At 73.6% G+C, this 13,592-nt stretch carries 11 protein-coding genes and 2 pseudogenes; 6 read left to right on the top strand and 7 right to left on the bottom strand.

Translation table 11 applies throughout. From position 1 onward, the window contains the following. Positions 1-134: 134 nt before the first annotated feature. The 4 genes from BJF81_RS07280 to BJF81_RS07265 all read left to right on the top strand — a co-directional run bounded on the left by BJF81_RS07280 (position 135) and on the right by BJF81_RS07265 (position 2,754). The gene (locus BJF81_RS07280) at positions 135-713 is read left to right on the top strand and encodes a hypothetical protein (RefSeq protein ID WP_075957771.1); all 579 of its coding nucleotides are present in this window, start codon (positions 135-137) and stop codon (positions 711-713) included. Positions 714-838: 125 nt separating this feature from the next. Further along, the gene (locus BJF81_RS07275; protein ID WP_237770094.1) at positions 839-1,834 is read left to right on the top strand and encodes a Sir2 family NAD-dependent protein deacetylase; all 996 of its coding nucleotides are present in this window, start codon (positions 839-841) and stop codon (positions 1,832-1,834) included. Positions 1,835-1,881: 47 nt separating this feature from the next. Beyond that, positions 1,882-2,421: a PRC-barrel domain-containing protein gene (locus tag BJF81_RS07270; RefSeq protein WP_075957770.1), complete on the top strand. Its 540-nt coding sequence runs from the start codon at positions 1,882-1,884 to the stop codon at positions 2,419-2,421. 105 nt (positions 2,422-2,526) lie between these two features. Continuing rightward, a complete protein-coding gene (locus tag BJF81_RS07265) occupies positions 2,527-2,754 on the top strand; it encodes a PRC-barrel domain-containing protein (RefSeq protein WP_158068632.1) in 228 nt (75 codons plus the stop codon). Between the two features lie 212 nt (positions 2,755-2,966). Here BJF81_RS07265 and lexA read toward each other — a convergent pair whose 3' ends face one another. Then, on the bottom strand, positions 2,967-3,731 hold the full coding sequence (lexA, locus tag BJF81_RS07260; protein WP_075957768.1) for a transcriptional repressor LexA: 765 nt from the start codon (positions 3,729-3,731) through the stop codon (positions 2,967-2,969). A 235-nt stretch (positions 3,732-3,966) separates the two neighbouring features. Between lexA and BJF81_RS07255 the strand changes: the two genes are divergently transcribed. Continuing rightward, positions 3,967-4,359: a LysM peptidoglycan-binding domain-containing protein gene (locus tag BJF81_RS07255; protein WP_075957767.1), complete on the top strand. Its 393-nt coding sequence runs from the start codon at positions 3,967-3,969 to the stop codon at positions 4,357-4,359. A 60-nt stretch (positions 4,360-4,419) separates the two neighbouring features. Here BJF81_RS07255 and BJF81_RS07250 read toward each other — a convergent pair whose 3' ends face one another. The 4 genes and pseudogenes from BJF81_RS07250 to BJF81_RS07230 all read right to left on the bottom strand — a co-directional run bounded on the left by BJF81_RS07250 (position 4,420) and on the right by BJF81_RS07230 (position 8,444). After that, positions 4,420-4,995, bottom strand: a complete 576-nt coding sequence (locus BJF81_RS07250) for a hypothetical protein (RefSeq protein WP_143780718.1) — start codon at positions 4,993-4,995, stop codon at positions 4,420-4,422. A gap of 83 nt (positions 4,996-5,078) precedes the next feature. Beyond that, entirely contained in the window at positions 5,079-5,507 is a 429-nt protein-coding gene (locus BJF81_RS20910) for a glycosyl hydrolase family 65 protein (protein ID WP_342447098.1), read from the bottom strand. Beyond that, positions 5,483-7,629 (bottom strand): annotated as a pseudogene (locus tag BJF81_RS16740) (glycoside hydrolase family 65 protein). The gene BJF81_RS20910 and the pseudogene BJF81_RS16740 overlap by 25 nt, the downstream one beginning before the upstream one ends. A 101-nt stretch (positions 7,630-7,730) precedes the next feature. Next, positions 7,731-8,444, bottom strand: a complete 714-nt coding sequence (locus BJF81_RS07230; RefSeq protein WP_075957762.1) for an HAD family hydrolase — start codon at positions 8,442-8,444, stop codon at positions 7,731-7,733. Between the two features lie 59 nt (positions 8,445-8,503). On the opposite strand from BJF81_RS07230, the pseudogene BJF81_RS07225 reads away from it, so the two are divergent. Beyond that, positions 8,504-10,715 (top strand): annotated as a pseudogene (locus BJF81_RS07225) (RecQ family ATP-dependent DNA helicase). On the opposite strand, the gene BJF81_RS07220 reads toward BJF81_RS07225, so the two are convergent. Together BJF81_RS07220 and BJF81_RS19355 are read right to left on the bottom strand one after the other, a co-directional pair. Further along, positions 10,712-12,649 (bottom strand): cation-translocating P-type ATPase, encoded by a 1,938-nt coding sequence (locus BJF81_RS07220; protein ID WP_237770093.1) that lies wholly within the window; start codon positions 12,647-12,649, stop codon positions 10,712-10,714. The pseudogene BJF81_RS07225 and the gene BJF81_RS07220 overlap by 4 nt on opposite strands. Continuing rightward, positions 12,568-13,554: a P-type ATPase gene (locus tag BJF81_RS19355; RefSeq protein WP_143780717.1), complete on the bottom strand. Its 987-nt coding sequence runs from the start codon at positions 13,552-13,554 to the stop codon at positions 12,568-12,570. Before BJF81_RS19355 ends, BJF81_RS07220 begins: the two co-directional genes overlap by 82 nt. Positions 13,555-13,592 lie beyond the last annotated feature (38 nt).

The following is a 13,592-nucleotide window of genomic DNA, read 5'->3' as shown; positions in this document are numbered from 1 at the left end:
GAGATCCGGGGTCGGGTCGTGAGCGCCACGGTTCGGGCCCTGGGTCCGGTGCTGGTGGGCGTGGACGGGTCGGCCTCCTCCGCCTCCGCGGTCGCCTGGGCGACCGCGGAGCGTCCGCGGAGGGCACCCGCCTGGTGCTGGTCCACGACAGCGGGGCCGGCCGGGCGGTCGGACGGGCCCTGCTCGAACGGGCCCGGGACGGGGCCCGCAGGTCGGACCCGCGGGCCTCGACCGAGCTGGTCCTGGAGGCGGACCGGGACGACGGTGCCTGCCCGGCCGGCACCATCGGCCGGGCGGTGGGCGCCACCTCGGGGTCCGACGCGGAGCAGGCCATGACGGTCGTCGGCCGCCGCGGCTCCGGCGGTTTCCCGGGGATGCGGCTGGGCTCGACCGCCCGCCGGCTCGTCCACGAGGGAGCCGGGACCCTGGTCCTGGTGCCCCCCGGCTGGGAACCCGGCCGGGTGGACCCGCAGGCCCCGGTCGTCGCCGTGGCCACCGGTCCCTGCGAGGACGCCGACCGCGTGGTCGTCGCCGCGCGGCTGCGGGCCGAGCGGGACGAGCGTCCGCTCGTGGTCGTGCGGACGGACCGGCAGCAGCACCCGGTCGCGGCCGTCCTGGTCCACGACGCCGGCGCCGAGATCATCGTCCTCCCGCGAGGACCGACGGCGGCGGCGGTGGCCGAGGAGGCCACGGCACCGGTGATGATCGTCTAGACACATCCACCACCACGACGGCGGGCCCCACCGGGCCCGCCGTCGACGCGTCCCCGGGGCGGGAGGGGGGGCGTCCCCGGGCGGGCGGCACGTCATACCCCTCCGGCGTCAGGGATGATGGCGGGGTGGAGAACCGGTCCTGGGTGCGCGCGCTGGGGGAGCCGCTGCCCGCGGCGGACGGACGCCCGCCGCTGGTCCCGGGCCCGGTCGACACCGCCCTGACCGTGCCGCCCCGGACCCCCGTCGATGAGGAGCGCTACGCCCTGCTGCGCGACCTCGTGGCCGACGGGGAGGTCGTGGTCCTCACCGGGGCCGGGATGTCGACCGCCTCGGGGATCCCGGACTACCGGGGGCCGGACGGTCAGCGCCGCGTGCAGCCGATGCAGCACGCGGAGTTCGCCGGGTCCTCCCAGGCCCGCCGCCGCTACTGGGCCCGGGCGTTCAGCGGCTGGGAACGGTTCGCCGCGGCCCGGCCCAACGTGGCCCACCTGGCGGTCGCGGCGCTCGAGCAGCTCGGGGTGGTCACGGGGGTCATCACCCAGAACGTCGACGGGCTGCACCAGGAGGCGGGCGCCCGGTCGGTGCTGGAGCTGCACGGCAGCCTGGCGCGCGTGCAGTGCCTGGACTGCGGCGAGCCCTACCAGCGGGACCAGGTGCACGACTGGCTGGTCGAGGCCAACCCCGGCTTCGGCGCGCTGGTCCAGGACGGGGCGGAGGTGCGGCCCGACGGGGACATCGTCGTCCCGGAGGAGCTGGTCGCCCGGTTCCGCGCGCCCCGGTGCCTCGTCTGCGACGGCGACGCGCTCAAGCCCGACGTCGTCTTCTTCGGCGGGTCGGTCGACCGGGCCCTCGTGGACACCGCCTACGAGATGGTCCACGGGGCCGGCACCCTGCTCGTGCTCGGGTCGTCGCTGCGGGTGATGAGCGGCTACCGGTTCGTCCGCCGCGCGGCCCGCGACGGGATCCCCGTGGCGGTCGTCACCCGTGGGGCCACCCGCGGCTGGGCCGAGACCACGGTCCAGGTGGACAGCCTGCTGCAGGACGTCCTCCCGCGGCTCGTGGACGACCTGGTGGCTCTGCAGGACCATCCTCGGGATGCGGGCGCCCCCGATCCCTGGTGACATCGGGAGGTAGCCGCACCCTGCCGGCCGGGACGAGGAGGCACGAGATGGACATGGACAGCAACGTGGACCAGGAGCGGATCAGCGCCCTCTACGACGCCGAGGTGAGGACCACCGACGGCGACCGTCTCGGCCAGGTCGGGCAGGTCTACCTCGACGACGAGACCGGCGCTCCGGCGTGGGTGAGCGTGCGCACCGGGGCGTCCGAGGTCGGCGAGAGCCTCGTCCCGCTCGTCGGGGCCGAGGTCCAGGAGGGAACGATCCGGGTCGCGCACACCCGGCAGGAGGTCGAGGACGCCCCGACGGTCGGGGCCGACACGCACCTCGACGAGGACGCGCAGCACCGGCTGTTCCGCCACTACGGACTGGTGCGTCCCCAGGAGCCGGCCCGCACCGACGCCGGGGCCGACGACTCCCTGGCCCGCCGCGCCGAGCTGCGCCCCGAGGAGGCGGTGACCGGGGCCTCGGAGAACGTCGCCTACCCCTCCGCCCAGGACCGGCCGGAGGGACCGGTCGGCGGGCCGACGACCGGCCCGGGCAGGCCCGGCCGGCTGCGCCGCCACGAGGGGCGCGGGCCCCGCAGCTGAGCCCGGTCCGGTGGGTTCCCGACCGCCCGGGCACGGCCTGGGTATGGTGCTGTGCACCCGCCGAGCACCCCTGCCGGCGGGCGGATCGAGCCGAAGGAGGCCGACGTGACCATCTCCCAGGAGGAGCTGGAGGCGCTGTACGACGCCGAGGTGGTGGACCAGGACGGCGAGAAGGTGGGGTCCCTGGGGCAGGTCTACGTCGACAACGCCACGGGGGAGGCGGCCTGGGTGACCGTGCGCACCGGATGGTTCGGTGGCCGCAAGATCTTCGTCCCGCTGGCCACCGCCGAGCTCGTGGACGGACAGGTCCGGGTGCCTACTCCAGCGCGATGATCAAGGACGCCCCGGAGGTGGACACCAAGGGACACCTCAGCGAGAACGACGAGCACGACCTCTACGACTACTACGCCGTGGAGCAGGGGGAGGGCCCCGCCGACTGAGGGGCCCGGACAGCACGACGCCGCCCCGGTCGAGCAGGGCGGCGCCGTGGGAGCGGAGGGACCCGTGCAGTGGCAGCGGCACGGTGACTGCTGTCCCGCCGAGGGTCAGACGCGGCGAAGCACCGCGGTGACCTTGCCCAGGACGACGGCGTGGTCGCCGTCGATCGGCTCGTAGGCCGGGTTGTGGGGCATGAGCCAGACCTTGTCCTTGCCCCGCTTGAAGGTCTTGACCGTCGCCTCGTTGTCCAGCATGGCCGCCACGATGTCGCCGTTGACCGCCGTCGGCTGCCGGCGCACGACCACCCAGTCGCCGTCGCAGATGGCGGCGTCGACCATGGAGTCCCCGACCACCTTGAGCAGGAAGAGCTCGCCCTCGCCCACGATCTGCCGGGGGAGGGGGAAGACGTCCTCGACGGCCTCCTCGGCCAGGATCGGGCCGCCGGCCGCGATCCGGCCGACGACCGGGACGTAGGAGGCCTCGGGGCGGGAGTCGCCGATCCCGGTCTCGTCGTAGGCCCCTGACCCGTGGGCCGCGGCGGCCCCGTCGTCGGGGCGGGCCGCGAGCCCGGGGACGTCGGCCGGGTCCTCCTGGGCGCTCCGGCGGTATCCGCCCTCGCTCCCGGGCACCACGACCTCGATGGCCCGCGGCCGGTGCGGGTCGCGCCGCAGGAAGCCCTTGCGCTCCAGCATCTTGAGCTGGTGGGCGACCGAGCTGGGCGAGGTCAGGCCGACCGCCTCGCCGATCTCGCGCAGGCTCGGGGGATAGCCCCGGGCGTCGACGGAGTCCCGGATGACGTCGAGGACGCGTCGCTGCCGGTTGGTCAGCTGCGCCCCGCCGTCCCGGTCGGGCATCTCGTGGATCGTGGCCATGGGCTGTCTCCGTCCCCGTCGTCCTCTGGCTGCCAGGCCCCGGCCGTCAGGCAGGTCAGAGGGTCTGTCAGTGGTCGGTGTTTGAGTACCTGACATGCACACAGCGTACGGACCAACCCACCCAGTGGCAAACATGTGTTCGACCGGCGTGTCGACAAAGTCGTACGTGCGTGCTATCAATAGGACAGACGTGCTATCGAACGCATGTCGCAGGATGATCCCGAGGAGGACCACCATGAGCACTGCCACCGCCGACCTCCACCCCGTGTCCGGGGCGGTCGCACCGTGGGCCGTCAGCCGCCCGGGTGGACACCTGCGCCTGGTCGCCGCCGACGAACGACGTCCCGTCCCCGCCCCGGTCCGGCTCACCCGACGCGGCCGGCTGACCCTGACCGCGACGGCCGTCCTCGTGCTGGTCCTGGCCTTCGCCTCGCTGTTCAACGCGATCGGCCCGGCCGGGGCGAGCTCGGCGGTGACCGTCGAGCCGGGGACGACGCTGAGCCAGATCGCGGCCGAGCACCTGCCGGACGTGCCGCTGAGCCAGGCGGTCGTGGACATCCAGCGGGCCAACAAGCTGAGCACCACGAGCGTGGCCGCCGGCCAGGTGCTGGTGATCCCGGGGCGCTGAGCGGGCCCGCGTCGTCTACGGCGCGGTCAGGTCCAGGGCACGGTCAGGTCTACGGCGCGGTCAGCGACCCGACCAGATCGCGTTCCACACGACGGACAGCTGGTCCGAGGGCATGAAGTAGCCGGTGATGTGGGGGTCGAACATCAGACCTGCGATGCCCGCCTGGCGGTAGGCGTCGTCGGACTCGACGACCTCCTGCGGGGGCAGGGCGATCGCCCGCAGGTCGTCGTCGGCCCCGATCATGCCGTTCTGCACCGCGAAGTGACGGGCGCGCTCGGCGTTGGTGAAGGTGAGCAGCATCATCTGGCCGTCGATCTGCGCGGCGGCGGGCGACTCCTGACCCTCCTCGCCGACGGCGATGAACCACCAGTGCTCCAGGTCCATCGTCTCGCGCCACAGCGCGGTCATGCCCTCGTGGTCGTCCGGTCCCTCGACCCGGGCCGCGAGCAGGTCGGTGCGCGTCTCCTCGGGGGGCAGCAGGCCGTCCGAGGGCTCGGGCTCGGCGTCCGTGCCGGTCGTGGGGTCGTGCGCGAGGGGGTCGCCACCGGCGGCCTGGGGCCGCGCGTCCTCGTAGAGCGACTCCTCGTCCCGCGGGCGGTCGTCGTCCTGGAACGGCATCGATGTCGGATCGCTCATGCCTCTATCGGACCACACCCCGGGCGGCCGTCCCAATCAGGACGACACGTCGTCGTGGTTCCGGTGGTGCCGGACCGAGGGCCTCAGCGCACGTCGGGCCGGCGCACGGGGACGGGCCCGGTGGGGTCGTCCAGCTCGTGGGACCAGCTGTGCGGGACCACCCCAGGAGCGTGCTCGACGCCCCGGTCGGCCGTCGGGCCGGGCTCGTGGCCGGCGTCGGGGTCGGGCTTCCGACGGCTGGGCGACTCCCCTCCCCGGTGCGGCAGCGGCCCGCCCTCCATCCGGGGGCCCTGACCCTCGAGCGGGACCGTGACCGGCCGGGTACCGACCTCCACCGGCTCGCCCCGGACCTCGACCTCGACGGGCTCACCGACCTCGACCACGAGCGTCAGCGCCTCCTGCGTGAGGCGCAGGCGCAGGCGAGACCCGTGCCACCGCATCCGGAAGGTCATCCCCGCCCAGCCCGCCGGGAAGCGGGGGTCGAACGTCAGCCGGCCGCCGTGGTCGCGCATCCCGGCGAAGCCGCCGACCAGGGTGCTCCAGACGCCGCCCGTGGAGGCGACGTGCACCCCGTCCGCGGCGTTGCGGTGCCGGTCGGCCAGGTCGACGAAGAGCGCGTCGTAGAAGTAGCGCAGCGCCAGCTCGTGGTAGCCCACCTCGCCGCGATGATGCACTGGACCACGGCCGAGAGCGAGGAGTCGCCGGTGGTGATCGGGTCGTAGTAGTCGAAGTCGGCGCGCTTGTCGCCGAGGCTGAACTGGTCGCCCAGCAGGTAGAGCGCCAGCACGACGTCGGCCTGCTTGAGCACCTGGAACCGGTAGATGACCAGCGGGTGGTAGTGGAGCAGGAGCGGCGCGTTCTCCGCCGGCGTGCCCTCCAGGTCCCACACCTCTCGCTCGAGGAACTGGCTGTCCTGGGGGTGGATGCCGAAGTCCTCGTCGAAGGGGATGTGCATGTGCTCGGAGATGCGCTCCCACTCGGCCACCTCGCTGCGCTGCAGGCCCAGCCGGGCGGCGGCGCGCCGCAGCTGGGGCAGGTCGGTGCGCTCGAGCTCGCGGACCACCTCGACGGCCGCGCACAGGTTGTGCCGGGCCATCGCGTTGGTGAAGAAGTTGTCGTTGACGACGGTGTTGTACTCGTCCGGCCCCGTCACCGCGTGCAGGTGGAAGGACTTGTCCCCGTTGACCTGCCAGAAGCCCAGGTCGGCCCACAGCCGGGCGGTCTCCACGAGCAGGTCCACGCCCTGGGAGCAGAGGAACTGCCGGTCGCCGGTGGCGCGGGCGTACTTCATCAGGGCGTAGGAGATGTCGGCGTTGATGTGGTACTGCGCGGTCCCGGCGGCGAAGTAGGCCGAGGCCTCGTGCCCGTTGATCGTGCGCCAGGGGAACAGGGCGCCGTACTGGGCCATCTCGCCGCCCGGCGACGCGCGTCGTCGAGCATGCCGTGCCGGAAGCGCAGGGCGTTGCGGGCCGCCTGCGGGTGGGTGTAGGTGAGGAAGGGCAGCACGTAGCACTCGGTGTCCCAGAAGTAGTGCCCCCCGTAGCCGGACCCGGTCAGCCCCTTGGCGGCGATGCCGTGGCTTCCCGCCCGCATCGCGGCCTGGCCGAGCTGGAACAGGTTCCAGCGCACCGCCTGCTGCACGTCCGGCAGCCCGTCGACCTCGACGTCGGACTCGGCCCAGAACCGCTCCCAGGTCCGGGCGTGCTCCTCGTGCAGCGCGGGGACGCCCCTGCCGGATGCCCGGTCGAGCGTGCGGGTGCACCGGTCGGCCAGCTCCCGGGCCGGCACCCCCCGGGAGGTGTGCACGGCGACCAGCTTCTCCAGGCGCACCGACCGCCCGGGCGTGGCCTCGATCCGGAAGACCTCCTTGGCCAGGTCCTCCTCGACGACGACGTCCCGCCGCAACGGGTCCTCGGTCTCGATCCGGTGCTCGACCATGGTGGCGATGGTCATCCGGGAGTTGTGGGTGCGGTAGCCCAGCAGGAGCCGGTCGTCGCGCACCTCGTGCAGCCGTGGCTCGAGGACCCGGTGCTCGAAGGTGTCGGCCCGTCGCGGGTCGACGCCCTCACCCATGGCGGCCGAGCGCACGTGGTACTCGTCCGAGCCGTCCTGGCGGTTGAGCAGCTGGCTGGAGATGACGAGCGAGGCGTCCCCGTCCAGCATCTCCACCTCGAAGGTCAGCACGGCCAGGTGCCGCTCCTCGACGCTGGCCATCCGGGTGCTGGTGATCCGCACCCGCTTGCCGGAGCTGGTGCGCCACACCACGTCACGGCGGAGCACGCCCGAACGCAGGTCGAGGGCGCGCTCGTAGTGCTCCAGGTCGGCGGTCGTCAGCAGCAGCGGCTCGTCGTCGACGTAGAGCTTGATGGTCTTGGGGTCGGGCACGTTGACGATGGTCTGGCCCACGCGCGCCAGCCCGAAGGCCTCCTCGGCGTGCTGGATGGGCCAGGTCTCGTGGAAGCCGTTGACGAAGGTGCCGTGCAGGTGGGTGTCCCGGCCCTCCTCGACGTTGCCGCGCAGCCCCAGGTAGCCGTTCGAGACGGCGAACAGGGTCTCGGTCACACCCAGGTCGGCGGCGTCGTACTCGCTCTCCACCAGCCGCCACGGGTCCACCGGGAAGCGCGTGCGGTCCATCGGGTCGGCGGGGTCGGGCGGGCGGTGCCAGTTGGCGGAGTCGGTCTGCACGGGGGCTCCAGGGGTCGGGCTGGGGGAGGGGTATGCGGTCGCGCGCCGGGTCAGAGCAGCTCGGCCAGGTCGGTGACGACCTCGTCGGCCCCGTGCTCGCGCAGGGTGTCGGCGCCCACGCCGCGGTCCACGCCGACGACCCGGGCGAACCCGCCGGCGGCGCCGGCGGCCACCCCGGACACCGCGTCCTCGACGACCACGCACCGGGCGGGGTCCTTGCCGAGCCGCTCCGCGGCATACCGGAAGGTGTCCGGCTCCGGCTTGCCCGCCAGGCCGTGCTCGGCGGCGACGACCCCGTCGACGACGACCTCGAACCGGTCGGCCAGGCCGGCGGTGCGCAGCACCTCGACGGCGTTCTTGGACGAGGAGACCACGGCCATCGCGACCCCGCGCCGGGGCAGCTCGTCGAGCAGGCGGACCGAGCCGGGGTAGGCCTCGATGCCCTCCTCGCGGAGCACCTCGTTGAACAGGTCGTTCTTGCGGTTGCCCAGCCCGCAGACGGTCTGCTCGTCCGGACCGTCGGAGGGGTCGCCCTGGGGCAGCTCGATCCCGCGGGAGTCCAGGAACGTGGCCACGCCCTCGTAGCGGGGCCGGCCGTCGACGTGGGCGAAGTAGTCGGCGTCGGTGTAGGGCTCGTGCTCCTCCGGGAGGCTGTCGAGGAAACGGGTGAACATCACCTCCCACGCGCGCATGTGCACCTCGGCGGTCGGGGTGATGACCCCGTCGAGGTCGAGGAGCACGGCGTCGACGTCGTCCCAGTCCATGCGGCCAGCGTAGGGGACGGGCGGCGGGGGCTGTCGGCCGCGGCGGCTACCGTCGGGGGATGACGACCAGCCAGGCAGACGTGGACCGCCCCCAGCACCAGGTCGACCCCGGCGCGCCGCTGCCCGAGCAGGCGCAGGCGGCCCTGCGGCGGCTCGTCGGCCGGGACGACGCGCAGTTCCGCGACGGGCAGCTCGAGGCCGTCACGGCGCTGGTGGAGGACCGGGCACGGGTGCTGGTCGTCCAGCGCACCGGTTGGGGCAAGTCGGCCGTCTACTTCGTGGCCACCGCCCTGCGGCGGGCCCAGGGTGCCGGGCCGACGGTCATCGTCTCGCCGCTGCTGGCCCTGATGCGCGACCAGATCTCCGCGGCCGCCCGGGCCGGCGTGCGGGCCGTGACGATGAACTCCGCCAACGCCACCGAGTGGGACGAGGTCCGGCAGGCGCTGGCCGAGGACCGCGTCGACGTCCTGCTCGTCAGCCCCGAGCGGCTCAACAACCCGCGCTTCCGCGACGAGCAGCTGCCCGACCTGGCCCGGCGCTGCGGGCTGCTCGTCGTCGACGAGGCCCACTGCATCTCCGACTGGGGTCATGACTTCCGCCCCGACTACCGTCGGATCCGGACCCTGCTGGACGCCCTGCCGGAGGGCACGCCCGTGCTGGCGACGACGGCGACGGCCAACGAGCGCGTCGTCGAGGACGTCGTCGAGCAGCTCGGGGTCGGTGGCTCGCAGGTGCGCACCATCCGCGGGCCCCTGGCCAGGGCGTCCCTGCGGCTGGGGGTGCTGCCCCGGCTGTCCCCCGAGCAGCGGCTCGGCTGGCTGCTGGCCCACCTGGAGACCCTGCCCGGCAGCGGGATCATCTACTGCCTGACCGTCTCGGCGGCCGAGGACGTGGCCGAGGCCCTGCGCGGCGCCGGGCACGAGGTGGCCGCCTACACCGGCCGGACCGACACCGAGGACCGCGAACGGCTCGAGGGGGCTGCGGGACAACCAGGTCAAGGCCCTCGTCGCCACGAGCGCCCTGGGGATGGGCTTCGACAAGCCCGACCTGGGCTTCGTCGTGCACCTGGGGGCGCCCAGCTCGCCGGTGGCCTACTACCAGCAGGTCGGCCGTGCCGGCCGTGCCACCGAGCGGGCCGACGTTCTCCTCCTGCCGGGCTCGGAGGACCGCGACATCTGGAACTACTTCGCCACCGTCTCCATGCCCCGCCAGGACCAGGCCGACGCCGTCCTGGCGGCGCTCGCCGAGGCGGGGCGGCCGATGTCCACGCCGGCGCTGGAGACCGTGGTCGACGTGCGGCGCACCCGGCTGGAGCTGCTGCTGAAGGTGCTCGACGTCGAGGGGGCCGTCGCCAAGGTCCAGGGCGGGTGGACGGCCACCGGGCAGCCGTGGGTCTACGACAAGGAGCGCTACACCCGGGTGGCGGAGGCGAGGGTGCGCGAGGCCGAGCTGATGCTGGCCTACCAGGCCACCGACGGGTGCCGGATGGCCTTCCTCCAGGAGTGCCTCGACGACAGCACCGCCGAGCCCTGCGGGCGGTGCGACCGGTGCGCCGGGACGTGGTTCCCCACCGAGATCCCCGAGGAGTCGGTCGGGTCGGCCAAGGACCGGCTCGGTGCCGTGGGCGTGCCCGTCGAGCCGCGCGGGCAGTGGCCGACCGGGATGCCCCGCCTCGGCGTGGACGTCAAGGGCAAGATCCGGCCGGAGGAGCAGGCCGGCGTCGGGCGGGCCCTGGCCCGGCTCTCCGACCTCGGGTGGGGGCAACGCCTGCGGGCCGTGCTGGTGGCGGGGGAGTCCCGGCCCGACCCGGACGTGCCCGACGACCCGGAGCTCGGTCCGGCCCTGGTCGCCGGACAACCGGTGCCGCAGGACGTCGTCCGTGCGGTGGTCCAGGTGCTGTCGGGGTGGGACTGGGTGGAGCGTCCCGTCGGCGTCGTGGCCATGCCGTCGCGGCGCCGTCCGGCGGTGGTGGGCTCGCTGGCCGAGCAGATCAGCTCGATCGGCCGGCTGCCGCTGCTGGGCAGCCTCGACCTGGTCCACGGCGGCCCGGTCGGCGAGCCGGGCGGCAACAGCGCCTTCCGGCTGGCCAACGTCTGGGGCCGGCTCGGCGTGGGGCCGCAGCTGCAGGAGGCGCTCGCCTCGACCCGCGGGCCCGTGCTGCTCGTCGACGACGTCGTGGACTCGCGGTGGACCCTCACCGTCGCGGCGCGTGAGCTGCGGCTCGCCGGGGCCGACGCCGTCCTGCCGCTCGTGCTGGCCGTGGAGGGCTAGGGCCTCACAGGGTCGGCGGCCGCCTCGGGACGACGCCGAACCCACCCGCGCTGCGCCAACTTGACGACCTCCTGGGCCCACAGCACGACCGAGGCCATCGCGAGGCAGACGAGCCACTGCATGCCCGTCAGGGGGACGGTGGTGAAGGCCTGCTGCATCACGGGGACGTGCACGACGAGGACCTGCAGCGCGACGACCAGCCCGATCGCCGCCCACAGCCAGGGGTTGCGGAACATCCGGTGGAACGAGCTCTGGGCCGCCGAGCGGGAGCTGAGCGCGTTGAGCAGCTGCGCGAGGACCAGGGTGGTGAACCCGGCCGTCCGCGCCATGTCGAAGGACTCCGAGCCCTCGATCAGCCCGCCGGGCAGGAAGAGGTCCATCGTCAGCAGGGTGACCGCCCCCATGAGGAACCCGGTGAAGAGGATCCGGGCCCACATCGGGCGGTCGAGGATCGGACGGTCGGGCCGGCGTGGCGGGCGGGCCATGACGTCGTCGATCTCGGGGTCGACGCCCATGGCGAGCGCCGGCACGGAGTCGGTGACCATGTTGATCCACAGGATCTGCGTGGCCAGGAGCGGGACGACGAGCGCGTCCGGGTTCGCGGTGTCGCGCAGCCCCAGGACGCCGGCGAGGACGATGCCGAAGAAGACAGTGACGACCTCGCCCAGGTTGGAGGACATCATGTAGCGCAGGAACTTGCCGATGTTGTCGAAGATGATCCGCCCGCGGTGGATCGCCGCGACGATCGTGGCGAAGTTGTCGTCGCCGAGGATCATCCGGCTGGCTTCCTTGGTCACCTCGGTGCCGGTGATGCCCATGGCGATCCCGATGTCGGCGCTCTTGAGCGCCGGTGCGTCGTTGACGCCGTCGCCGGTCATCGCCACGACGTGCCCGTCGCGCTGGAGGGCGTCCACGATGCGCAGCTTGTGGTGGGGGGCGACGCGGGCGTACACGCTGACCTCACGGACGAGGTCGACGAGGGCCTCGTCGTCCAGCCGCTCCAGCTCCACGCCGGCGGCGGCCCGTGCGCCCTCGGTGATGATGCCGAGGTCGGTGGCGATCCGCTGGGCGGTCGCCGGGTGGTCGCCGGTGATCATGATGGTGCGCACCCCCGCGCGACGGGCCGCGGCGACGGCGGCCCTGGCCTCCTCCCGCGGCGGGTCGATGATGCCGACCAGGCCGGCGAGGACGAGGTGGTGCTCGACGTCCTGGTCGGGGCTGGCCGCCTCCCCCTCGTCGGCGACGCGGTAGGCCACGCCCAGCGTCCGGTAGCCCTCGGCGGAGAGCTCCTCGACGGCCTGCGTGATCCTCGCGCGGGCCACGTCGTCGAGGGGGACGATCTCGTCCCCGTGGCGCTGGGCGACGCAGCGCCCGAGGAGGACGTCCGCCGCGCCCTTGGTGTAGATCCGGCTCTCCGCGCGGTCGTCGTGGTGGGCCAGGACCGACATCATCTTGCGCTCGGAGGTGAACGGCGCCTCGGCCCGGCGCTCGTAGTGCCCGATCCGCTCGGGCACCTCCCCGAGCTTGGAGCTGGCGACGAGGAAGGCGGCCTCGGTCGGGTCGCCGTGGACGACCCACTGCCCGTCCTGCTCGATGACGGTGGCGTTGTTGGCGATGGACCCGCCGATGAGCACGAGCCGCGCCTCGACGAGGAGGGCCTCGTCGTCGTCGCCGTCGGCGTCAGGGACGAGGACGGCCTCGCCGATCGGGGCGTACCCCGTGCCGGAGAGCTCGACGCGGCCGGAGGCGGTGACGATGGTCCGCAGGGTCATCTCGTTGCGGGTGAGGGTCCCGGTCTTGTCGGAGCAGATGACCGACGCCGAGCCGAGGGTCTCGACCGAGTGCAGGTGCTTCATGACCGCGTTGCGCCGGGCCATGGCCCGGACCCCGATCGCGAGGACGACGGAGAGGATCGCGGGCAGGCCCTCGGGCACCGCGGCGACGGCGAGCGAGACCCCGAGCAGGAGGATGGTGACCCACTCCTGCGCGGAGTCGGCGCCTGGACGAACGCCAGGGTGGCCATGACCACGACCGCGATGCCGATGACCAGGGCGCCCAGGGTGCGCGAGACCCGGGCGATCTCGACCTGCAGGGGGGAGGGCTGCTGCTCGGTGCGGTCGAGGAGGGCCGCGATGTCGCCCATCTCGGTCCGCATGCCGGTCGTCGTGACGACCGCACGACCCACGCCCTCGACCACGGCGGTGCCCTTGTGCACCATGTTGACGCGGTCGGCGAGGGCAACCTCGCCGGAGAGGGCCGTGGCGGACTTGACGGTGGCGGAGGACTCGCCGGTGAGCGCGGCCTCCTGCACCTTCAGGCCGGTGGTCACCAGGAGGCGGGCGTCCGCGCCGACGGCGTCGCCCTCGCTGAGCAGGAGGATGTCGCCGGGAACGAGCTCGGCGGACGGCAGCTCGGTCGGCCGGCCGTCGCGGAGCACCGAGGAGCTGGCAGCCGTCATCGTGGCCAGCGCGGCGACGGCGTTCTCGGCCTTGGCCTCCTGGACGAAGCCGAGGACGGCGTTGAGGGTGAGAATCGCGCCGATGACGATCGCGTCGACCGGAGCCCCCTCGGCGCCCTCGATCACCCAGGCGGTGACGGAGACGGCGATCGCGACGAGCAGGAGGTAGACGAGGGGGTCCTGGAACTGCGCGAGCATGCGTCGCCACAGCGGCACCGGGTCCTTGGGCCGCAGCTCGTTGGGGCCGTGCTCGGCCAGGCGGGCCTGCACCTCGGCGCTGCTCAGCCCGACGTCCGGGTCGACCCCGAGCTGCTGCGTCAGGTCTCCCGCCCCGGCGAGGTGCGGGGGGATCGTGCGTTCGGTCGGGCTCCCGATGGCCACGACCTCATCCTCTCAGGTGGGCCGGTCCCGCCGACGGG

The organism is Ornithinimicrobium sp. CNJ-824 (assembly GCF_001942405.1).
Lineage (GTDB): Bacteria > Actinomycetota > Actinomycetes > Actinomycetales > Dermatophilaceae > Ornithinicoccus > Ornithinicoccus kibberensis.
The sequence above is the reverse complement of the archived record's forward strand: the minus strand, read 5'-3'. Positions and strand labels throughout refer to the sequence as shown.